Annotated in this window: 23 protein-coding genes; 4 read left to right on the forward strand and 19 right to left on the reverse strand. The window is 71.7% G+C overall.

What is annotated here, in order from left to right; translation table 11 throughout:
- Positions 1–57 precede the first annotated feature (57 nt).
- The 10 genes from ACZ58X_RS16410 to ACZ58X_RS16455 all read right to left on the reverse strand — a co-directional run bounded on the left by ACZ58X_RS16410 (position 58) and on the right by ACZ58X_RS16455 (position 8,420).
- Positions 58–1,218, reverse strand: coding sequence for an NAD(P)/FAD-dependent oxidoreductase (locus tag ACZ58X_RS16410; RefSeq protein WP_470334304.1), 1,161 nt, complete (start codon positions 1,216–1,218; stop codon positions 58–60).
- Positions 1,219–1,353: 135 nt separating this feature from the next.
- Positions 1,354–2,250: a twin-arginine translocase subunit TatC gene (gene tatC / locus ACZ58X_RS16415; RefSeq protein ID WP_470334305.1), complete on the reverse strand. Its 897-nt coding sequence runs from the start codon at positions 2,248–2,250 to the stop codon at positions 1,354–1,356.
- A gap of 157 nt (positions 2,251–2,407) precedes the next feature.
- Positions 2,408–2,740, reverse strand: coding sequence for a Sec-independent protein translocase subunit TatA (gene tatA, locus ACZ58X_RS16420; protein ID WP_470334306.1), 333 nt, complete (start codon positions 2,738–2,740; stop codon positions 2,408–2,410).
- Positions 2,741–2,930: 190 nt separating this feature from the next.
- Positions 2,931–3,107, reverse strand: a complete 177-nt coding sequence (locus ACZ58X_RS16425; protein WP_470334307.1) for a hypothetical protein — start codon at positions 3,105–3,107, stop codon at positions 2,931–2,933.
- 21 nt (positions 3,108–3,128) lie between these two features.
- Positions 3,129–3,359: a hypothetical protein gene (locus ACZ58X_RS16430; protein ID WP_470334308.1), complete on the reverse strand. Its 231-nt coding sequence runs from the start codon at positions 3,357–3,359 to the stop codon at positions 3,129–3,131.
- Between the two features lie 3 nt (positions 3,360–3,362).
- Entirely contained in the window at positions 3,363–4,319 is a 957-nt protein-coding gene (locus tag ACZ58X_RS16435) for a helix-turn-helix transcriptional regulator (RefSeq protein WP_375890807.1), read from the reverse strand.
- Positions 4,316–5,296, reverse strand: coding sequence for a helix-turn-helix transcriptional regulator (locus ACZ58X_RS16440; protein ID WP_470334309.1), 981 nt, complete (start codon positions 5,294–5,296; stop codon positions 4,316–4,318). Before ACZ58X_RS16440 ends, ACZ58X_RS16435 begins: the two co-directional genes overlap by 4 nt.
- A gap of 199 nt (positions 5,297–5,495) precedes the next feature.
- The gene (locus tag ACZ58X_RS16445) at positions 5,496–5,879 is read right to left on the reverse strand and encodes an FKBP-type peptidyl-prolyl cis-trans isomerase (protein WP_470334310.1); all 384 of its coding nucleotides are present in this window, start codon (positions 5,877–5,879) and stop codon (positions 5,496–5,498) included.
- A gap of 161 nt (positions 5,880–6,040) precedes the next feature.
- Positions 6,041–7,360 (reverse strand): FKBP-type peptidyl-prolyl cis-trans isomerase, encoded by a 1,320-nt coding sequence (locus tag ACZ58X_RS16450; protein ID WP_470334311.1) that lies wholly within the window; start codon positions 7,358–7,360, stop codon positions 6,041–6,043.
- Positions 7,361–7,577: 217 nt separating this feature from the next.
- On the reverse strand, positions 7,578–8,420 hold the full coding sequence (locus tag ACZ58X_RS16455) for an FKBP-type peptidyl-prolyl cis-trans isomerase (protein ID WP_470334312.1): 843 nt from the start codon (positions 8,418–8,420) through the stop codon (positions 7,578–7,580).
- Here ACZ58X_RS16455 and ACZ58X_RS16460 point away from each other — a divergent pair.
- On the forward strand, positions 8,413–8,604 hold the full coding sequence (locus ACZ58X_RS16460) for a hypothetical protein (RefSeq protein WP_470334313.1): 192 nt from the start codon (positions 8,413–8,415) through the stop codon (positions 8,602–8,604). The genes ACZ58X_RS16455 and ACZ58X_RS16460 overlap by 8 nt on opposite strands.
- A gap of 112 nt (positions 8,605–8,716) precedes the next feature.
- Here the strand turns inward: ACZ58X_RS16460 and pafA are convergent, their stop codons facing one another.
- From pafA to arc, 6 genes are all read right to left on the reverse strand, one after another.
- Positions 8,717–10,078: a Pup--protein ligase gene (gene pafA, locus ACZ58X_RS16465; protein WP_470334314.1), complete on the reverse strand. Its 1,362-nt coding sequence runs from the start codon at positions 10,076–10,078 to the stop codon at positions 8,717–8,719.
- 121 nt (positions 10,079–10,199) lie between these two features.
- Entirely contained in the window at positions 10,200–10,955 is a 756-nt protein-coding gene (gene prcA, locus ACZ58X_RS16470) for a proteasome subunit alpha (RefSeq protein ID WP_470334315.1), read from the reverse strand.
- A 31-nt stretch (positions 10,956–10,986) separates the two neighbouring features.
- On the reverse strand, positions 10,987–11,829 hold the full coding sequence (prcB, locus tag ACZ58X_RS16475; protein WP_470334316.1) for a proteasome subunit beta: 843 nt from the start codon (positions 11,827–11,829) through the stop codon (positions 10,987–10,989).
- Positions 11,830–11,991: 162 nt separating this feature from the next.
- The gene (locus ACZ58X_RS16480) at positions 11,992–12,210 is read right to left on the reverse strand and encodes a ubiquitin-like protein Pup (RefSeq protein WP_380648148.1); all 219 of its coding nucleotides are present in this window, start codon (positions 12,208–12,210) and stop codon (positions 11,992–11,994) included.
- Between the two features lie 183 nt (positions 12,211–12,393).
- On the reverse strand, positions 12,394–13,905 hold the full coding sequence (gene dop / locus ACZ58X_RS16485; RefSeq protein ID WP_470334317.1) for a depupylase/deamidase Dop: 1,512 nt from the start codon (positions 13,903–13,905) through the stop codon (positions 12,394–12,396).
- 226 nt (positions 13,906–14,131) lie between these two features.
- Positions 14,132–15,898, reverse strand: a complete 1,767-nt coding sequence (gene arc / locus ACZ58X_RS16490) for a proteasome ATPase (RefSeq protein ID WP_375890790.1) — start codon at positions 15,896–15,898, stop codon at positions 14,132–14,134.
- Positions 15,899–16,183: 285 nt separating this feature from the next.
- On the opposite strand from arc, the gene ACZ58X_RS16495 reads away from it, so the two are divergent.
- Positions 16,184–16,489, forward strand: a complete 306-nt coding sequence (locus tag ACZ58X_RS16495; RefSeq protein ID WP_380404007.1) for a ferredoxin — start codon at positions 16,184–16,186, stop codon at positions 16,487–16,489.
- Between the two features lie 22 nt (positions 16,490–16,511).
- Here ACZ58X_RS16495 and ACZ58X_RS16500 read toward each other — a convergent pair whose 3' ends face one another.
- The 3 genes from ACZ58X_RS16500 to ACZ58X_RS16510 all read right to left on the reverse strand — a co-directional run bounded on the left by ACZ58X_RS16500 (position 16,512) and on the right by ACZ58X_RS16510 (position 19,469).
- Positions 16,512–17,168: a hypothetical protein gene (locus tag ACZ58X_RS16500; RefSeq protein WP_470334318.1), complete on the reverse strand. Its 657-nt coding sequence runs from the start codon at positions 17,166–17,168 to the stop codon at positions 16,512–16,514.
- Between the two features lie 81 nt (positions 17,169–17,249).
- Positions 17,250–18,209, reverse strand: coding sequence for a tRNA (adenine-N1)-methyltransferase (locus ACZ58X_RS16505; protein WP_470334319.1), 960 nt, complete (start codon positions 18,207–18,209; stop codon positions 17,250–17,252).
- Between the two features lie 48 nt (positions 18,210–18,257).
- Positions 18,258–19,469 (reverse strand): site-2 protease family protein, encoded by a 1,212-nt coding sequence (locus tag ACZ58X_RS16510; protein ID WP_470334320.1) that lies wholly within the window; start codon positions 19,467–19,469, stop codon positions 18,258–18,260.
- A gap of 217 nt (positions 19,470–19,686) precedes the next feature.
- Here ACZ58X_RS16510 and ACZ58X_RS16515 point away from each other — a divergent pair, with 217 nt between their 5' ends.
- Both ACZ58X_RS16515 and ACZ58X_RS16520 read left to right on the forward strand, forming a co-directional pair.
- Complete coding sequence (locus tag ACZ58X_RS16515; RefSeq protein ID WP_470334321.1) at positions 19,687–20,598, forward strand: RecB family exonuclease; 912 nt, start codon at positions 19,687–19,689, stop codon at positions 20,596–20,598.
- Entirely contained in the window at positions 20,595–21,266 is a 672-nt protein-coding gene (locus tag ACZ58X_RS16520) for a response regulator (RefSeq protein ID WP_063346919.1), read from the forward strand. Before ACZ58X_RS16515 ends, ACZ58X_RS16520 begins: the two co-directional genes overlap by 4 nt.
- Positions 21,267–21,356: the final 90 nt, after the last annotated feature.

Here is a 21,356-nt window from a genome sequence, read left to right on the forward strand (position 1 = left end):
CCGTCGTCCAGCTCATCCGATCCGATCCCTCCACCGCACCGCCCGCGCCCACGCCCGTCACCCCGCCGGGAACCGGTCGGCCCGGAACGGCCCGAGGTCCAGTTCCGGGCGCTTGCCGGTCAGCTGCTCGGCGATCAGCAGCCCGGTGGCGGGGGCCAGCCCGATCCCGGCCCCCTCGTGCCCGCAGGCGTGGTAGAGCCCCGGCACCCGGGGGTCCGCACCGATCGCGGGCAGGTGGTCCGGCAGGTACGGGCGGAAGCCCCGGTAGGTGCGCATCACGCTGACGTCCGCGAGCACCGGGAACAGCCGCGCCGCCTCGGCGGCCAGCCGACCGATCGCCTCCTGGGAGAGGGTCCGGTCGAAGCCGACCCGCTCCCGGCTGGCGCCGATCAGCACCGGCCCGCCCGGGGTGCCCTCGATCACCGAGGAGGTCTGCAGCCCGGCCGAGCCGCTGGCCACGTCGGCGACGTAGTCGGCGGAGTAGACCTTGTGCCGGACGACCCTCGGCAGCGGCTCGGTGACCAGCACGAAGCCGCGCCGGGGCAGCACCGGCAGGTGCACCCCGGCCAGCGCGGCCAGTTCGGCGCCCCAGGCGCCGGCGGCGTTCACCACGGCGGGGGCGGCCAGCCGGCGCCGGGCGGTCCGTACGCCGCGCACCGCGCCGTCCGGGCCGCGCTCCACGGCCGTCACGTCCTCCCCGGTGATCAGTTCGGCGCCCGCCCGGCGGGCCTCGCGCAGCAGATGGGCGGCGGCGAGCGCGGGCTGCACCTGGGCGTCCTGCGGGTAGTGGTAGCCGCCCGCGAGCCCGGGGGCGAGGTGCGGCTCCAGCTCGCGCAGCCGCTCGGCCGGGACCTCCTCGGCGGTGACCCCGGCCGCGGCCTGCCCGGCGGCGAAGGTCCGCAGCGCCTGCTGCCCGGCCTCGGTCGAGGCGACCACGACGCCGCCCTTGGGCTCGTACTCCACGGCCGGGCCGAGCTGTTCGGCGAGTTCGCACCAGAGCCGGGTGCTGAGCAGGGCGAGGTCGAGTTCCGGCCCGGGTTCCTTGTCGGAGACCAGCAGGTTGCCCTCGCCCGCCCCGGTGGTGCCGCCGGCGACCGGCCCGCGGTCGACGACGGCGACGGCGAGTCCGGCCCGGGCGGCGTAGTAGGCACAGGCGGCGCCGACGACTCCGGCGCCGACCACGACGACGTCCAGTGGAGGTGTCCAGGTCTTCAGCACGCCAGTAATATGTCACATGCCATCTGCCCTGCCAAGAGTCCCTTGACCTTCCCGAGGGAGTCCCCCGGAACAGCAGGCGGCCCCGGCCCCCGCACGAAGCGGGAACCGGGGCCACCGGCCCGATCACTCACCGGCTCAGGTGATGTCGTCCATCTGCTCCCGCCGCGCGCCCGGCACCGGAGCGGCACCCGCCGCCGGCGTCGCCGAGGCCTCGACCGTCTCCGCGCCCGCCACCGGCTGCACCGAGAGGTCCACCTGCGAGGCCTCCTCGTCGTCCAGCCCGGCGTCCGGGTTGTTCCGACGCCTGCGCCGGTCGTTCAGGAGCGCGATGCCCACCGCGAGGAAGTACAGCGCCCAGATCGGCGCGGCCAGCGCCAGCATGCTCAGCGGGTCGGCACTCGGCGTCGCGAAGGCCGCGAACACGGTGATCGCCATGATCATCCCGCGCCACCAGCCCAGCAACCGCTTGCCGGTGACCATGCCGATCATGTTCAGCATCACGAGCAGCAGCGGGAACTCGAAGGCCAGGCCGAAGACCAGCACCATCCGCGTCGCGATGTCGAAGTAGTCGTTCGGCGGCAGGATCGGTGTGGTCTTGTCCGGGGTGAAGCTGACCAGGACCTCGATGGTCGTCGGCAGCACCAGGAAGGCCACGGCCACGCCCGCCAGGAACAGCGGCGCCCCGAAGGCCATGAAGATGACGGTGTACTTCTTCTCGTGCTTGTGCAGACCGGGCGCCACGAACGCCCACACCTGCCACAGCCACACCGGCACCGCACCCACCACACCGGCCGTCAGCGCCACCTGGAGCATCCAGGTGAAGCCGGAGGTCAGACCGATGTTCGAGACCTGCGCGCACTTGCCGTGGTAGTGCAGTTGCTCCTCGGGCGTGTTGCACTGCGGCAGCGGCTTGAGGAGGAACGTCTCGATCTGCTTGTGGTAGATCAGGGCGACGATCGTGATCAGCACGATCGCCAGGACCGACTTCACCACGCGGTTGCGCAGTTCCCGCAGGTGATCGGCGAGGGCCATCCGCCCCTCAGGATCCTTGGGCCCCTTCTGCGGTGTCTTGGAGAGCTTGCTCAACCCCGGTCCTCAACTCGTGCGTCGAGGCCCGCCGGTCGACGGGCCTCCGTGGTCGCTCGCGGCACCCGTGCCGCGTCCCTCGCGTACGTCACGCGTGCCGCGCTCAGTGCGGGCGCTCGCCGCCGGGCGCACCCGGCCCGTCACCGGACGCCGCCGACCCGTCGCCGGGCCCGGCCGACGGACGGGCCGCCCCCGGGGCACCGGGCGCCGACTCGACGGTCCGGGCCTCCGGCTGCGCCGAGACCTGCGGCGGCGACGGCCGGACGGCCGGCGTGCTCCCCTGCGGCTCGTCCTCCGAGCGCATCGCCTTGGCCTCGCTCTTGAGGATCCGCAGCGACTGCCCCAGCGAGCGCGCCAGGTCGGGCAGCCGCTTGGCCCCGAACAGCACGATGGCAACCACCACGACCAGCACGATCGCGGTCATCGAGAAGCGCATGCGCCGACCACCTTCAGCATCCGCGGCCCGACAGGCCGCCCGCCGCGGATGGTAACCGCTGCGGATGACGCCCCGACGACGGCCGCCCGAACAGGACAGCGGCCCCGACCGGCAGGACTGGAGCCACTGGAGAGCGTAACCCGCCCTCACCTCCGGACAGCAGCCCCGTACCACCGGCGACCCGGCCGCCCTAGCGGGCCGGAACGGCCTCGGCCAGCTCGCCCGCCGCCTCGGCCAGCGCCCGGGCCGCCGCGTCCACGCCCGTGGCCAGCGCCCGCACGTCCAGCCAGAGCCGGATCGCGAGGACCCCGAGGACCAGCAGGCCCGCGGTGGCGAGCAGGACGGCGGCGACGAGCATCCAGGACATGCGCCCCACCCTATACGGGGGTCACCCCTCCGCCGGGACGAGCCGCATGGTGCACACCCCGGCCGCGGTGAGCGCCTCGACGATCTTCTCCCCGGCCGGCTTGCGGACCGCCGCCCCGCAGAGCGGGCAGCCGAAGCTGTAGTGCGCCTGCGCGGGAGTCCGGCCGAGGGTCAGCCGGAACTCCTCGGCCGGGAGTTCGACCTTCTCCCGGCACTGCGAGCAGTACACCTTGAATCTCGTCCCGGGCTCCACCGCTCAGTCCCGCCCCTCCCCGTAGGCGGCCAGCGCCTCCCGCGCGGCCGAGCGCGCCTGCTCGGCCGGCTCGGGCGGCGAGACGATCCGGCCGTCCCGGCCCAGCCGCAGCGCCAGCGGGCGCAGCTGGGAGGGGTCGGCGCTGCGCAGGGTGATCCGCAGCCCGCCGTCGGGCAGTTCCTCGGCCCGGTCGTGGGTGTAGTACTCGGCGACCCAGCGGCCGCCGGAGGAGACCTCGACCACCACCTCCGGGTCGTCGGCGGCCGGGTTGACCAGCCCGCCGCTGAGGTCGCGCGGCTCGCGCCGGGGCGGGTCGGCCGGGACGTCCAGGACGCGGATCTCGGCGACCCGGTCCAGCCGGAACATCCGGTGGTCCTCCGAGGTGCGGCACCAGGCTTCCAGGTAGGTGTGGCCCTCGGTGAGCAGCCGGATCGGGTCGACCTCGCGCTCGGTCATCCCGCCGCGCCCGTGCGAGTAGTAGCGCAGCCAGAGCCGGCGGCCCTCGCTGAGCGCGCGGTCGATGTCGGCGAAGACGTGGCTCTCGGCCTCGAAGGTCACGCCGACCCGGGCACTGCCCTCGGCGCTCTCCCCGGCCGCGTTCTCGATCTTGGCGACGGCCCGGGTGAGGGCCTCCCGGTCCCCGGCCCGCAGACCGGGCAGCCCGGCCACCGCCCGGGCGGCCACCAGCAGCGCGGTGGCCTCGTCGGCGGCCAGCCGCAGCGGCTGGGCCACGTCGTCGACGTTGTGCCACCAGATCCGCTCGCCGTCGGTGTCGATGTCGAGCAGGTCACCGCCGCGGAAGCTGGTGCCGCACATCGGCAGCACGTTGAGGTCCGCGATCAGCTCGCGCTCGCTGATCCCGAACGCGCGCGCCACCTCGGCGACCTCGGCCCCGGGCCGCTCGCGCAGGTAGGTGACCAGCGACAGCATCCGTCGCGTCTGGTCGATCGCATTGCTCATGCCCGAACGTCCTCCGTGTCCAGCCCCGCGACCGCCCGCAGCCGGTCGATGACATCCGCCCGCAGCTCCTCCGGGCCGAGCACCAGCACGTCGGGCCCGAACTCCGCGAGGTCGGCGCCCAGCCCGTTGCCGTACGGGATCTCCAGCTCGTCCCAGGCCTCGTCGACCCGGGTGCTGCCGAGCGCCTTGGTGCGCAGCGGGAAGCCCGCGCCCCGGCGGACCCGGACGGTCGCGGTGGCGGTGGCCCCCTCACCGGCGAACTTGGCCACGGTGGCCCGGACGTCCACGTGCTCGGGCACGGTGCCCAGGAACGCCCCGCCCTTGGCCTTCACCTTGCCGGTGATCCGGCTGAGCCGGAACACCCGGGCGTCGCCGCGGTCCCGGTCGTACCCGGCCAGGTACCAGTGCCCGCGCCAGCACTCCAGCGCCCACGGCTCGACGCTGCGCTGCTCGACGGCGGCGGCACCGGCCTTGCGGTACTCGAAGGTGACCGGACGGCGGTCCCGGGCGGCGGTGAGCAGCGGCTCGAACGCGGCCTCCCGGGCGGGGATGCGCGGCTCCAGGGCGGTCCGGCCCTCGGCCTCGGTGAACGGCACCCCGGCCGCGCGCAGCTTCTGCAGCGCGCCGCTGGCCGCGCCGGACATCTTGGCCTGCTGCCAGACCCGGGCGGCCAGGGTCAGCGCGGCCGCCTCCTCGGCGTCCAGCGCGATCTCCGGCAGCCGGTTGCGGTCGGCGCGGGCGAGGTAGCCCAGCTCGCCGTCCAGCGTGCTCTCGTCGACGTCGATCACCAGGCCGAGCTCGCGCAGGTCGTCCTTGTCCCGCTCGAACATCCGGTTGAAGGCGTCCTCGCTGCTGTTCTGCCAGGCTTCGCGGTAGGCCTCGATGGATTCCCGCAGCTCCTTCTTGGAGAGCGGACGTCTGGTGTTCATCAGGCACAGGGCGAGATTCATCAGCCGCTCTGCCTTGGCGATCGCCATCGCTGACCCTTCCGGTGTGCCGCGCCGCGCGCGGGGTGCGCCAACCGGGCGATCCCCACCCGGCGGGACCGACCGTACCGGTAGCGGTACGCACTGCAAAAGCCGCGTCCCTCGGCCGGTCCCCGGGAGCCGCGGTCCGGGCCCGGGAACGGCCTCGGGCCGGGCCCCCGAAGGGGTCCGGCCCGAGGTCACAGCAGGCTCAGACGGCCAGCAGGTCGACCACGAAGATCAGGGTCGAACCCGCCGGGATGAGCGGCGACGGCGACTGGTTGCCGTACGCCAGGTGCGACGGGATGGTCAGCTCGCGACGACCGCCGACCTTCATGCCCGCGACGCCCTGGTCCCAGCCCTTGATGACCCGGCCACCGCCCAGCGGGAAGCGGAACTCGTTGGGGCTCCGGTTCCAGCTCGCGTCGAACTCCTCGCCGGTCTCGAAGGTCACGCCGACGTAGCGGACGCTGACGTTCTGACCCGGCTTGGCCTCCGCGCCGTCACCGACGACGATGTCGCGGATCTGCAGCTCGGTCGGAGCGTCGCCGATCGGGAAGTCGATCTCGGGCTTCTCGTTCAGGTTCACAGCCATGGTCCCTCTTCTCACGTTCCCAAATTCCCTACACGACCAAGCGGCGGACACCCGTACCGCGGTCCGTCCGGACCACCGTACGGGCGCCCGCCGCCCGCCGGGACGCGGCCACGCGGCCGGACCCGAAGGTCACACGCGGACCATTGTCCCCGAAAAGTCGATCAGCCCTGACCGGCGTCCAGGATGTCCACCACGAAGACCAGGGTCGCGCCGGGCGGGATGTCGCCCTGCCCCTTGTCGCCGTAGCCCAGCGAGGCCGGGATCACCAGCTCGACCCGGCTGCCGACGGTCTGGCCCGTCAGCCCCTGGTCCCAGCCCTGGATGACCTGGCCGCCGCCGACCGCGAAGGAGAACGCCTGGCCCTTGCTGAGCGAGGAGTCGAAGACCTTGCCGTCCTTGGCCAGCGCGCCGGTGTACTGGACGACGACCTTCTCGCCCTTCTCCACCGCCGGCCCGGTGCCCTTGATCAGGACGTGGGTCTTCAACTCGGTCGGGTCCTTGGCCCCGGCCACCGGGGTGATGTCGGCCGGCTTCTTGCCGTTGTCCTTGACCTGCGGGAAGTCCGCGGGCGGCGGGGTGACGGTGCCGCTGACCACCGCGTCGGGCGCGTTGGCGTTGCGGATGTCGATCACGAAGATCAGGTTGTCTTTCGGACCGATCGACATGTCCGGCTTGCCCTGCGAACCGAAACCGGCCGCCGGCGGGGCCACCACCAGCAGTCGGCTGCCGGCCTTCTTCCCCATCACGGCCTGGTCCAGCGCGGGGATCAGCGCGTCGGTGCCGGCCTGGAAGATCTGCGGCTTGCCCTTGTCGTCGTACGAGCTCGGGATGTCCTTGCCGGTGTTCCAGTCCTTGGCGGTGTAGTCCACCGAGGTCCAGGAGTTCTTGTCCACCTTGGGGCCGTTGCCCTCGGACAGCACCTTCACCACGAAGGAGCCGTCGGAGGCCTCGCCCGGCACCTGGATCTCGGCCTTCTTGCCGAAGTCACCGGTGACGGTCGGCAGCACCTTGGCGCTGTCCTTGATCGGCGGCACCGGCTCGGCGGTCGGGGTGGGCGGCGCGGACTTCGTCGCGTCCGGCTGGGCCACCGAGGCGGTGTCCTTCGACGAGTCCTTGTTCACCATGTACAGCGTGATGCCGCTGCCGACCAGCAGCACGGCGAGCACGGTGCCGAGGATCACGCCCAGCTTGCCGACGCCGGGCGGGTTCTCGTCGTACCCCGCCTCCGAGCTGTCGGCCTTGCGCACGTTGCTGGCGAAGATCTGCGGGGCGTCGTCGTCGTCCGACTTGGGCCCGGTCGCGCGCGGCTTGTCGCCGGGCTGCGCCCAGCCCGCCTGCTGCGCGAGGATCGCCGGGGGCACGACGATCGACTCGCGGTCCGCCGCGACCTGCCCTCCCGGGCGGGAGGCGGCCGGGTCACCCGCGGAGCCGTCGTTCGCCGCGGTGCCGGCCCCGCCCGGGCTCGGCGTCTTCTCAGTCATGACTCCCCATCCATCTCGCCACGAGGTCTTCCAGGTCTGCGCCCGGCGTGGTGAGCGCCGGCCTGCCGCCGTACCCGTCCGCCCCGGACCCCGGCGCCGGGCGGCGCCTGCCACAGTGCGAGGGCAGTATGACAGCTCAGGATGAGGACGGACGCTTCGTTGTACGAGCGTCCGCCCAAGCGTACGGAATCCTCCCGGCGACTTCCTAGAGCGCCCGCTAGACCGCTTCGAGAATGTCGATCACGAAGACCAGCGTGGAGTTCGGCGGCACCGACCCCTGGGCCTGGTCCTTGTACCCCAGCGCCGGCGGCACCACCAGCAGGACCCGGCTGCCCACGTTCTGCCCCACCAGCCCCTTGTCCCAGCCCTCGATCACGCTGCCGGTGCCGATCTGCACGGCCTGGGCCCCGCCGTGGGTCCAGGAGGCGTCGAACTGCTGCCCGTTGCTCCACAGCACCCCGGTGTACTGCACGATCAGGGTCTGCCCGGTCTTGACCTGCTTGCCCTCGCCCTTGATCAGCACGGCCTGCTGGAGGTCGGTGGGGGCGGCCTGCCCGGCCGGGACGGTGATCCCCACCGGTGCCTTCCCGTTGTCCTTGACCTGCGGCAGCGTGGCGGCGGGCTGGGTCATGTTCCCGGTCAGCGTGGAGTCCTGCGGCAGGGCCTCCACGATGTCCAGCACGAAGACCACGGTGTCGCCCTTGTTGACGCCCAGCTGGGTGGAGCCCTGCTCGCCGAAGGCGGCCGCCGGCGGGGCCACCACCAGGAGCCGGGTGCCCACCTTCTTGTCGATCACGGTCTGGTCCAGCGCCGGCACCAGCTGCCCGCTGCCGGCCTGGTAGAGCTGGGGCTTGCCGTTGTCGTCGTACGAGCTGGGCAGGTCCTTGCCGGTGGTCCAGTCCTTCGCCGTGTAGTTGACCGTCACCCAGTCGCCCTTGGCGACCGTCGACCGCTCACCGTCCGTCACCGTGCTCACCACGAACTGGCCGCTGGGCGGCTGCCCCTCGGGGATGGTGATGGTGGCCTTGCTGCCGAAACCACCACCCGAAAGAGTGGGCATCGGAGAGGCCTCGCTCACCGGCGCCGGCACCGTCGGGGCCGCGCTCGCGGTGGACGGCGTCGCCGGTCCGGCCGCCTTCGGCGAGCTGCTGCAGGCGACCGCGAGCAGCAGCGGCAGGGTGACAAGCAAACCGGCGGTGCGGCGCACGGTGGTCCTAACTGTCGGTCGAAGTCGGCTCTCCTGACTCGACGGACAGCGTATGCCCGGCATGCGTCCGGCCCCGGTAGACACCACCGGGGCCGGTCAACGCCGAGGGCACAGCAGTCGATCACGTGCCGGCGATCACACGCCGGCGATCACATGCCGGCGATCAGCTTCTCCACCCGCTCGTCCACCGAACGGAACGGGTCCTTGCACAGCACGGTGCGCTGCGCCTGGTCGTTCAGCTTGAGGTGCACCCAGTCCACCGTGAAGTCCCGGCGCTGCTCCTGCGCCCGGCGGATGAAGTCCCCGCGCAGCCGGGCCCGGGTGGTCTGCGGCGGGACGGACTTGGCCTCGAAGGTCTTGAGGTCGGTGGTCACCCGCTTCGCCTGGCCCTTGCCCTGGAGCAGGTAGAACAGGCCGCGCCGGCGGTGGATGTCGTGGTACGCGAGGTCGATCTGGGCCACCCGCGGGTTGGACATGCTCATCTCGTGCTTCTCGCGGTAGCGCTCGATGAGCTTGTACTTCATGATCCAGTCGATCTCGGTGGCCACCGTGTCGAGCCGCTCGGTGCGCACGGCCTCCAGGGTGCGGCCCCACAGGTCGAGCACCTGGGCGATGGTGCCGATGTTGATGCCCTTGCGGTCGGCGAACTCCAGGGCCTTGGTGTAGTACTCCTCCTGGATGTCCAGCGCGCTGGCCTCCCGGCCGTTGGCGAGGCGCACCTGGTGGGTGCCGGTGAGGTCGTGGCTGACCTCGCGGATCGCCCGGATCGGGTTCTCCAGGGTGAGGTCGCGCATCACCACGCCGGCCTCGATCAGCCGCAGCACCAGGTCGGTGGAGCCCACCTTGAGCAGGGTGGTGGTCTCCGACATGTTGGAGTCGCCGACGATCACGTGCAGCCGGCGGTAGCGCTCGGCGTCCGCGTGCGGTTCGTCCCTGGTGTTGATGATCGGGCGGGAGCGGGTGGTGGCGGAGCTGACGCCCTCCCAGATGTGCTCGGCCCGCTGGCTGACGCAGTAGACCGCGCCGCGCGGGGTCTGCAGCACCTTGCCCGCGCCGCAGATCAGCTGGCGGGTGACCAGGAAGGGGATGAGCACGTCGGCCAGCCGGGAGAACTCGCCGTGCCGGGCCACCAGGTAGTTCTCGTGGCAGCCGTAGGAGTTGCCGGCCGAGTCGGTGTTGTTCTTGAAGAGGTAGACGTCCCCCGCGATGCCCTCCTCGTGCAGCCGCCGTTCGGCGTCCACCAGGAGTCCTTCGAGGATCCGCTCGCCCGCCTTGTCGTGCGTCACCAGCTCGGTCACGTCGTCGCACTCGGGGGTGGCGTACTCGGGGTGGGAGCCGACGTCGAGGTAGAGCCGGGCGCCGTTGCGCAGGAACACGTTGCTGCTGCGGCCCCAGGAGACGACCCGGCGGAACAGGTACCGCGCGACCTCGTCCGGCGACAGCCGACGCTGCCCGCGGAACGTACAGGTCACGCCGTACTCGTTCTCCAGCCCGAAAATCCGGCGGTCCATGAGCACTCCATTCTCTGTCGGAGCTGTCCGAAACCGCCTCCACGACGACTGGGCCGCCGCAGGGGCACCGGAGTCCCGTACGTCGGCGGTCCGGCCGCCGTAGGGGACTCCGCAGGAACTGCTACTCCGGCGCGCTCGCCGCCGGGTTCTCGTCGTCGTCCGACTCGGCGGACTGGTCCCCGTCGAGCAGCCGGCCGAGCTGGTTGCCCAGGATCCGCTTGAACTTGCGCTGCTGGAACCGCTGGCGGTCGAGGACCGCGACCTCCAGTTGTTCCGGGGTGAGGGCGCGCGGGCTGCCCCCGTTGGGGTCGCGGGCGAGCGAGTCGACCGCGACCTTCACCGCCTCGGTGAGGCTCAGGCCGACGCGGTGGCGCTGGCCCAGGTAGTTGCCGATCGAGTCGGCGTTGCCGCCGACCACGACGTAGTTCTTCTCGTCGACGACCGAGCCGTCCGGCGTGAGCCGGTAGATCTGGTCGTTGTCGGCGGTGCGGCCGACCTCGGCGACGATCAGCTCGACCTCGTACGGCTTCTCGCCGACCGAGGAGAAGATGGTGCCCAGGGTCTGGGCGTACACGTTGGCCAGGCCGCGGGCGGTGACGTCGGCCCGGTCGTAGGAGTAGCCGCGCAGGTCGGCGTAGCGGACGCCGCCGATGCGCAGGTTCTCGAACTCGTTGTAGCGGCCGACCGCCGCGAAGGCGATCTTGTCGTAGATCTCGGAGACCTTGTGGAGCGCCCGGGAGGTGTTCTCGGCGACGAAGACGATGCCGTCGGCGTAGGTGAGCACGACCACGCTGCGGCCGCGAGCGATGCCCTTGCGGGCGTACTCCGCGCGGTCCGCCATGGCCTGCTGGGGCGAGACGTAGAACGGTGTCGACACCGGCGGTCGTCCCTTTCCTGTGAGGTGATGGCTAGATCAGCGGGGCCTGCGGGCCGTTGGGCCGGTTCAGGCGCTCGTCGGTGATGGCGACCGCGATCGCCGCGACCTCCGCGTTGTCGAGCCGGCGGAAGCCGTCCGCGGTGATCAGCGAGACGATCGGGAAGATCTTGCGGGCGAGGTCCGGGCCGCCGGTGGCGGAGTCGTCGTCGGCCGCGTCGTAGAGCGCCTGGACGACCAGGGTGGCGGCCTGTTCGGCCGTCAGGTCGTCGCGGTAGAGCTTCTTGAGCGAGCCGCGGGCGAAGACCGAGCCCGAGCCGGTGGCGGTGAAGCCGTGCTCCTCGGAGCGCCCGCCGGTGACGTCGTAGTTGAAGATCCGGCCGCGGCCGAGGTCGAGGTCGTAGCCCGCGAAGATCGGCACCACCGCGAGGCCCTGCATCGCCATGCCGAGGTTGCCCCGGATCATGGTGGTGAGCCGGTTGGCCTTGCCCTCCAGGGAGAGCACCGCGCCCTCGATCTTCTCGTAGTGCTCCAGTTCCAGCTGGAACAGCCGGACCATCTCGACCGCGAGGCCGGCGGTGCCGGCGATGCCGACGGCGCTGTACTCGTCCGCCGGGAAGACCTTCTCGATGTCACGCTGGGCGATGACGTTGCCCATGGTCGCGCGGCGGTCACCGGCGATCACCACGCCGCCGTCGAAGACCGCGGCCACGATCGTGGTCCCGTGCGGGGCCTCGACCACCGAGCCCTCGGGGAGCCCGCGGTGGCCGGGCAGCAGTTCCGGCTTGTGCTCGGCGAGGAAGTCCAGGAACGAGGAGGACCCCGGGGTCAGGAAGGCAGCCGGTAGACGCCCGGTGCCACGAGTGTTGGCTTCCACACGATTCCTTCCAGGTAGCTTGAAGCGCGCATTGCCCGCACCCTACCCGCCGACGATCACCGTCCAACGCGTGGAGGGGCCGGTGCCGGGACGGCCGGGCGGACGGCGCCGCCCGACCGTCCCGACGGTCGCGACCGTGAATTCCCGATGACCGGGTACGGGCTATTGCCCGCCCTTCTGCACGAATCCCCGGACGAAATCCTCGGCGTTCGACTCGAGCACTTCGTCGATTTCGTCGAGCACCGCGTCGACGTCGTCGCCCAACTTTTCCTGGCGCTCCTTGAGATCGTCGGAATTCTGGGTTTCCGCGACCTGCTCCTCGACCTCCTCGGAGGAGCGGTTTGCCCGCTGCTGGCCGCCGCCGGTGTCCTTGCTCGCCATTTCCCTCACCCCGCTCGAATCGTATGGCACGGTTTGGTCGGTCGGTCGTTGCCGGTTGGCACCGACCCTATACACAAGGTGCGACTGCCGCTCCCGGTTTGCCGGTGGTGCTCCCTGTCCAACACCCGCTGCCACCCCGGATGATTCCCATTCGGCGGACGTTCACCCGTGGTGATCGAAAAGTTACCCGCCGGAGAGGACGCGCAGCAGGTCCTCCGCCGTGCGGCAGCGGTCCAGCAGCTCCTTGACGTGGTTGCGGGTGCCGCGCAGCGGCTCCAGGGTGGGCACCCGCTGGAGCGAGTCCCGGCCCGGCAGGTCGAAGATGACCGAGTCCCAGGAGGCCGCCGCGACGTGCTCCGCGTACTGCTCCAGGCAGCGGCCGCGGAAGTACGCCCGGGTGTCCTCCGGGGGCTTGGAGACGGCCCGCTCCACTTCCTCCTCGGTCAGCAGCCGCTCGAACCTGCCGCGGGCCACCAGGCGGTTGTAGAGGCCCTTCTCGGGCCGCACATCGCTGTACTGGAGGTCCACCAGGTGCAGCCGCGGGCTGTCCCAGTCCAGGGCGTCCCGGCTGCGGTAGCCCTCCAGGATCTCCCGCTTGGCGATCCAGTCCAGTTGCCTGGAGAGCGACATCGGGTCGCGCTCCAGCCGCCCGAGGACGTCCTCCCAGCGGGCCAGCACGTCCAGGGTCTGCTCGTCGGCGTCGGTGCCGAAGCGGTCCTCGACGTACTTGCGGGCCAGTTCGAAGTACTCCAGCTGGAGTTGGACGGCGGTGAGCTTGCGCCCGTTGCGCAGGGTGATCAGGTGCTTGAGCGTCGGGTCGTGGGAGACCCGGTGCAGGGTGCGCACGGGCTGGTCGACCGCGAGGTCGGAGGCGATGAAGGAGTCCTCGATCATCGACAGGACCAGCGAGGTGGTGCCCAGCTTGAGGTAGGTGGAGATCTCGGAGAGGTTGGCGTCCCCGATGATCACGTGCAGCCGGCGGTACTTCTCCGCGTCGGCGTGCGGTTCGTCCCGGGTGTTGATGATCGGGCGCTTGAGGGTGGTCTCCAGGCCGACCTCGACCTCGAAGTAGTCCGCCCGCTGGCTGATCTGGAAGCCGTTCGCCGAGCCGTCCTGGCCGATGCCGACCCGGCCGGCGCCGGTGACCACCTGGCGGGAGACGAAGAACGGGGTGAGGTGGCGGACGATGTCGGCGAACGGCGTCGCCCGCTTCATCAGGTAGTTCTCGTGGGTGCCGTAGGAGGCGCCCTTGTTGTCGGTGTTGTTCTTGTACAGGTGGATGTTCTGCCCGTTGGGCAGTTCCAGCGCGCGCTGCGCGGCGGCCGCCATGATCCGCTCGCCGGCCTTGTCCCAGAGCACGGCGTCGCGCGGGTTGGTCACCTCGGGCGAGCTGTACTCGGGGTGCGCGTGGTCCACGTAGAACCGGGCCCCGTTGGTCAGGATGACGTTGGCGAGGCCGATGTCCTCGTCGGTCAGCTGGCTGGCGTCCGCCACCTCGCGCGCGAGGTCGAAGCCCCGCGCGTCGCGCAGCGGGTTCTCCTCCTCGAAGTCCCAGCGGGCCCGCCGTGCCCGGTGCATCGCCGCCGCGTACGCGTTGACGATCTGGGACGAGGTGAGCATGGCGTTGGCGTTGGGGTGGCCGGGCACGGAGATCCCGTACTCGGTCTCGATGCCCATCACGCGCCGTACGGTCATGCGGCCCTCCTTGCCCGGTGCCCCGCCCCCGACGGGCGGAACACGCTGACGTACCGCTGAACAACACCGGCGCCGGACATCTGCCCGCGGACGGTGGGTCGAGCCTATTTCCGTGCCGTGCACCGGGCCCCGAGACGCGCCGTCCGGCTGCGGGGCCGCGAGGCGCCACAGCCGGACGGGGTGCGTACAGCTCCGGGGACCGTCGCCGGCCCGGACAACCGCGTGCTTACAGGTACTGCCCCGTGTTGGCGACAGTGTCGATGGAGCGGCCGGACTCGGCGCCCTGCTTGCCGGTGACCAGCGTGCGGATGAAGACGATCCGCTCGCCCTTCTTGCCGGAGATGCGGGCCCAGTCGTCCGGGTTGGTGGTGTTCGGCAGGTCCTCGTTCTCCTTGAACTCGTCCACGCAGGCGGCGAGCAGGTGGGAGACGCGCAGACCGCGCTGACCGTGGTCGAGGAAGTCCTTGATGGCCATCTTCTTCGCCCGGTCGACGATGTTCTGGATCATGGCGCCGGAGTTGAAGTCCTTGAAGTACAGGACCTCCTTGTCACCGTTGGCGTAGGTGACCTCCAGGAAGCGGTTCTCCTCGGTCTCCGAGTACATCCGCTCCACGACCGACTGGATCATCGCCGCCACCGTGGCCCCGACGGAGCTGTCGTGCTCCTTGAGGTCGTCCGGGTGGAACGGCAGCGAGTCCTTGAGGTACTTGGAGAAGATGTCCTTCGCGGCCTCGGCGTCCGGGCGCTCGATCTTGATCTTGACGTCCAGGCGGCCGGGCCGCAGGATCGCCGGGTCGATCATGTCCTCGCGGTTCGAGGCGCCGATGACGATGACGTTCTCCAGGCCCTCCACGCCGTCGATCTCGGCGAGCAGCTGCGGGACGATGGTGTTCTCCACGTCCGAGCTGACACCGGAACCGCGGGTGCGGAACAGGGACTCCATCTCGTCGAAGAAGACGATGACGGGCGTGCCCTCGCTCGCCTTCTCCCGGGCGCGCTGGAAGACCAGCCGGATCTGCCGCTCGGTCTCGCCCACGTACTTGTTGAGCAGCTCCGGGCCCTTGATGTTGAGGAAGTAGCTCTTCCCCTGGGGGCGGCCGGTGACCTCGGCGACCTTCTTGGCCAGCGAGTTGGCCACCGCCTTGGCGATCAGCGTCTTGCCGCAGCCGGGCGGGCCGTAGAGCAGCACGCCCTTGGGCGGGCGCAGCTCGTACTCCTTGAAGAGGTCGGCGTGCAGGTACGGCAGCTCGACCGCGTCGCGGATCAGCTCGATCTGGTTGCTCAGGCCGCCGATCTGGCGGTAGTCGATGTCCGGGACCTCTTCGAGGACCAGCTCCTCGACCTCGGACTTCGGCACCACCTCGTACACGTAGCCGGAGCGGGGCTCCAGCAGCAGTGCGTCGCCCGCCCGGACGGTGATGTCCCGCAGCGGTTCGGCGAGGCGCACCACCCGCTCCTCGTCGGTGTGGCCGATGACCAGGGCGCGCTCGCCGTCCTCGAGGATCTCCTTGAGGGTGACGATCTCGCCGATGCGCTCGAAGGCCATCGCGTCCACGATGTTGAGGGCCTCGTTGAGCATCACTTCCTGGCCGCGCCGCAGTTCGTCGAGGGCGACGTTCGGGCTGACGTTGACGCGGAGCTTGCGACCGCCGGTGAAGATGTCGGCGGTACCGTCCTCGTTCGCCTCGAGGAAGGTGCCGAACCCGGCCGGGGGCTGTGCCAGCCGGTCCACTTCCTCCTTGAGGGCCACGATCTGGTCGCGGGCCTCGCGCAGGGTGGAGGCGAGTCGTTCGTTCTGGGCGGTCACGCCGGCCAGGTTGGTCTGGAGCTCGACGATCCGCTCTTCGAGGATTCTCGAATTGCGCGGCGAGTCGGCGAGCTTGCGGCGCAGTACGGCGATTTCCTGCTCAAGGTACGAGACCTGAGCGGCCTCGTCGGAACCACGAGCGGGCCTGCCGGTGCTGCGGTTGTAGTCGTCATCGTGGGCTGCCACGGTCCTCACCTCCTCCGGGGAGCTGGACGCTTCCAGACCCTACCTGGGACCAGGGGTCCGTAAACCCCTAGATCAAGAAAGATGGAACGGGCGTGTCCGATCTTCGCCCCAGCGTGCTTCCCCTCTGCTAAGGGGATACCCACCGCGCACCACCCAAAGCGGGCCAGATGTATCGTCGGGCGAAGTGATATCCGATCGCGACCGCGGTAGTGGGTCCGATCGTTGTACGAATGGCGGGATTGCTCCAGGAATAGGGGCGACCCGGGACAGAAACGGCAGGGGACCATGTCGGTGACCGAGCAGACCGCGGCAGCGGCCGACGAGCTGGAGGTGTGGATCGACCAGGATCTGTGCACCGGCGACGGCATCTGCGTCCAGTACGCACCGGAGGTCTTCGAGCTGGACATCGACGGACTCGCGTACGTGAAGGGCGAGGACGACGAACTGCGCCAGCAGCCCGGGGAGACCGCCCCGGTGCCGCTGACGCTCCTTCAGGACGTGGTGGACTCGGCGAAGGAGTGCCCCGGCGACTGCATCCACGTGCGCCGGGTCGCCGACCGGGTCGAGGTCTACGGGCCCGACGCCGACTAGCGGTTCGGGCCGCGCGGAGGGTTCAGGTCGCGCTGACCGGGGCGGCGGTCTGGGAGCGTTCCCAGCCGCCGCCCCGGTGCGTCCAGGTGAGGTCGAGTGAGAGGTCGGGGCGGAAGCGCGGCACCTCGTCGCTCGAATACCCCTGCGCGCGGCCGGTGATGGCGCCGTCGGAGCGCACCGTGAGCCGGCTCAGGGTGAGGTTCTCCCGCTCGGTCAGCAGGGTGGCGACCACCACCGGGCGCTGGTCCGGGCCGAAGCCGAGCAGGTAGACGGAGTCCGGCGGGGTGCCGGTGTCGGTGCCGCACTGCGCGGCGACGACCGTACCGGGGCGGCCCTCGCCCAGTTCGGCGGGCACGCTGAGCACCGTCCTGACCGGGAACGGGCCGCAGTCCATGGGCAGTTGGGCCTTGGCCGGATCGGGGGCCGCGCTCGCCGCGAGCGCCTTGGGGGTGCCGCCGCGGGCCGGCAGCGGGGTGCCGGTCGCCGGGGAGGCGGCGAGTGCGGCGGCCACCACCGCGCCGCAGCCGGCCAGGGCGAGGGCCCAGTGCCAGGGTGCGGTCCGTGCGTGACCGGGCCGGGTGCGGCCCTGCGGTGTCTGCTGTCCGGCCGTCGCCGTCGTCCCGACCGCGGTCTCCACCAGGCGTCCCCTCCAGAGCTCCAGGAGCGTGTGAGCGAGCATCGTCCCACACCGGGGTGAGCGGCAGACGAAAGGGGTGGCGCGAGCGCGATGCTCGCACCACCCCTGGTGTTCGGGCCGGGCTCAGCCCAGGTCGGGCTGCTCGGAGTCGGTGTCGCGGGCCGCCTTGCGGGCCGCGGCGCGCTCCTGGAGGGACGGCTCGGGCGCCCCGTTGTCGTAGTCCTCGCCGTAGGCGCCCTTGGCCGGGCGGCGGCGGCGCAGCGGCGGCTCGACGCCGTCCGCCAGGCGGCGGGCGGTGAGCAGGAAGCCGGTGTGGCCGATCATCCGGTGGTCCGGGCGGACGGCCAGGCCCTCCAGGTGCCAGGTGCGGACCATGGTCTCCCAGGCCTGCGGCTCGGTGAAGGTGCCGTGGTCGCGCAGCGCCTCGACGGTCTTGGACATCTGCGTCGTGGTGGCCACGTAGCAGCAGATGAGGCCGCCGGGGACGAGCGCCTTGGAGGCGACGTCCAGGCACTCCCAGGGGGCCAACATGTCGAGGATGACGCGGTCGACGTCGGTCTCGACCAGGTTGTCCTGGAGGTCGCCGACGGTCAGCTTCCACGCCGGGTGCGGGCCGCCGAAGTAGCGCTCCACGTTGCCCTGGGCGATGTCCGCGAAGTCCTGTCGGCGCTCGTAGGAGGCCAGCATGCCCTGCTCGCCGACGGCGCGCAGCAGGTACGTGCTGAGCGCGCCCGAGCCGACACCCGCCTCGATCACCCGGGCACCGGCGAAGATGTCGGCCATCGCCAGGATCTGCCCCGCGTCCTTGGGGTAGATCACGGCGGCGCCGCGGGGCATGGACAGGACGTAGTCGGGGAGCAGGGGGCGCAGCGCGAGGTACGGGACGTTCCCCGTGGTGCGCACGACCGTGCCTTCAGGAGCGCCGATCAGCTCGTCGTGCGGGAACGCACCCTTGTGGGTGTGGAACTGGTTCCCGGCCTGGAGCGTGAACGTGTAGTGGCGACCCTTGGGGTCGGTCAGCTGGACCTGGTCCCCGACCTGGAAGGGCCCGCGTCGGCGGGCGGCACCGGTCGGTTCGGACATGCGGCCAATCCTAAGGGAAGCGGGGCGTCCCGCCTCACCAGGTCCTGCTCAGCGGCCGGAGACGGCCGCCGTGAGGCGCTGTTCGATGTCGCTGAGCGCGGCCACGCCGTAGATCCGGCCGTCCGCCTCGACCACCAGGTACTCCCCCGCCGGGGTGGTCTGGACGGCCCGCAGCAGGTCCTCGCCGCCGAGGTCGGCGTCCAGCCGCAGTCCGGGTTCGAGGTCGCGGGCGAGCGGGCCGACGGCCACCCAGGGGCGGCGGTGCTCCGGTACGGCCCGTACCGCGGACTCCCGGACGATGGCGATCGGCTCGCCCCGGCCGTCCACCACCACGACCGCGCCGGCCTCGGCCTCGCGGGCCCGGCGCATCGCCTCGCCGAGCGGGGTGTCGGCGGTGACCTCCACGGTGCGGCGGGCCAGGTCGCGCAGCCGCAGGGCGGGCAGCGCCTCCTTGAGCCGGGCGTTGCGCAGGCTCCCGGTGGCGCCGTTCCAGATGATCGCGGCCAGTACGGCGGCCAGCACCGCGTCCACCAGGGTGTCGGTGGTGGTGCGCTCGGCGCCGCGCGAGGCGCTGACCAGCGGCAGGCCGAACAGCACCGCGACGGCCAGCCCCCGGCCGATCCAGGCGGCCGCCACGGTGCCGGTCATCGCCCTGCCGGTGATCGCCCAGACCACCGCGCGCAGCATCCGGCCGCCGTCCAGCGGCAGGCCGGGCAGCAGGTTGAAGGCGGCGACCACCAAGTTGGAGACCATCAGGCCGGTCAGCAGCACCCCGGGCACGCTGGACAGTTCGACGGCGCGCAGCGCGAGGTAGAAGACCCCGCCGAGCACCAGCGACAGCAGCGGGCCGACGAAGGCCAGCCAGAACTCGCGCCAGGGGCTCTCGGCCTCGTTCTCGATCTCGGAGACGCCGCCGAAGAACTGCAGCTGGATCCGCCGCACCCCGAGCCGGTAGCGCAGCGCGACCAGGGTGTGGGCGAGCTCGTGCACCAGGACGGAGGCGTAGAAGGCGACCGCGAAGAAGAACGCGAGCAGGTAGCGCTCACCGCTGCCGAGTTCGGGCAGCACGTCGGCGAGCTGCCCCCCGAACACCCAGGTGATCAGCGCGGCGATGACGAACCAGGACGGGGTGACGTAGATGGGCACGCCGAAGGGGCGCCCCATCAGGAGGCCGCCGCCGCGCTCCGGCGGGCGCCCCTCGGGGCGTCGGCCGTCCTGCGGTGGCTGGTCGGAGGTCTGCTGCCCCCTGGTGTCGCTCACCGTGATCCCTTCGGTCGTCCGCCGTCGTGCCCCGGTGCGCCCACGCTACGTGATCGCGGCCACTCGGCGGCGCGCGCCCCTCTGCCAGGCTTCATACCCACTGGACCGGTCCCGGACCGGTCCGGGACCGGTCCGGCCCCCGGCCGACTGCCGGGAAGGGGCACCGCGGCAGCCCGGTGGCAGCGGGATGACAGCAAAGGGCAATAGGGTCGTAGCCATGCAGCAGACCGACACCAGCAGCGCCGCCGGGGCCCCGGCGCGCCCGGCGGCGCCCCCGACCGGGCTGTCCCCGTCCCGCGCGGGGGACTTCCTCACCTGTCCCCTGCTGTACCGGCTGCGGGTGATCGACCGGCTGCCCGAGCCGCCGAGCCCGGCGGCGACCCGGGGCACGCTGGTGCACGCGGTGCTGGAGCGGCTGTTCGACAGCCCGGCGGCCGAGCGGACACCGGAGCGGGCGCTGGGCCTGCTGCGGCCGCAGTGGGAGCGGCTGCTGGGCGAGCGCCCGGAGCTGGGCTCGCTGTTCCCGGAGGACCCGGACGGCGCGGCGCTGACCCGCTGGCTGGCGGACGCCGAGAAGCTGGTCGGCCAGTGGTTCCGGCTGGAGGACCCGACCCGGCTGCACCCGGTGGAGCGCGAGCTCTACGTGGAGACAGCCCTGGAGTCGGGGCTGCTGCTGCGCGGCTACATCGACCGGGTCGACGTCGCCCCGACCGGTGAGGTCCGGCTGGTGGACTACAAGACCGGCCGGGCGCCCTCGCGGGACTTCGAGGGCAAGGCGATGTTCCAGATGAAGTTCTACGCACTGGTGGTGTGGCGCTGGAAGGGCGTGATCCCCAAGCGCCTCCAGCTGGTCTACCTCGGCGGCGGCGGGGACGTGGTCAGCTACGACCCGGACGAGGCCGACCTGCTCGCGGTGGAGCGCAAGCTGCAGGCGCTGTGGGAGCGGATCGCCCAGGCGGTGGCCACCGGGGACTTCCCGGCGACCCGCAACCGGCTCTGCGACTGGTGCGACCACCAGGCCAGCTGCCCGGAGTTCGGCGGCACCCCGCCGCCGTACCCGCTGCCGCTGGCCCGTACGTCGGATGAGAGCGATCCCACGGGGGATCCGATGAGCAAGGAGTCCCAGTGACGATCCGAGTGCTGCTGGTCGACGACCAGCCGCTGCTGCGCACCGGTTTCCGGATGATCCTGGAGGCCGAGTCCGACCTCGTGGTGGTCGGCGAGGCCGGCGACGGTCAGCAGGCGCTGGACCAGGTCCGGGCGCTGCAGCCCGACGTGGTGCTGATGGACATCCGGATGCCGCGGATGGACGGCGTCGAGGCGACCCGCCGGATCGCCGGGCCGGGCCGGGACGGTCCGGCCAAGGTGCTGGTGCTGACCACCTTCGACCTGGACGAGTACGTGGTGGAGGCGCTGCGCGCGGGCGCCAGCGGCTTCCTGCTCAAGGACGTCCCGGCGGAGGAGCTGGTGCAGGCGATCCGGGTGGTCGCGGACGGCGCGGCGATGCTGGCGCCGAGCATCACCCGCCGGCTGCTGGACATGTACGCCACCAAGCTGCCCTCGGGCGAGGAGGCGCCGCCGCAGGCGCTGAGCGCGCTGACCGAGCGGGAGCTGGAGGTGTTGAAGCTGGTGGCGCGCGGGCTGTCGAACGCGGAGATCGCGGCCGAGCTGTTCGTCAGCGAGACGACCGTGAAGACCCACGTCGGCCACGTGCTGACCAAGCTGCAGCTGCGCGACCGGGTGCAGGCGGCGGTGTACGCCTACGAGAGCGGGCTGGTGCGGCCGGGCGCGCTGTAGCCCCGGGGAACGCGACGGCGGGGGGGGGGGGGGGGGGGGGGGGGGGGGGGGGGGGGGGGGGGGGGGGGGGAGGGGGGCGGGGGGGCCTGT

It is taken from the genome of Kitasatospora sp. NPDC040550 (assembly GCF_055594965.1).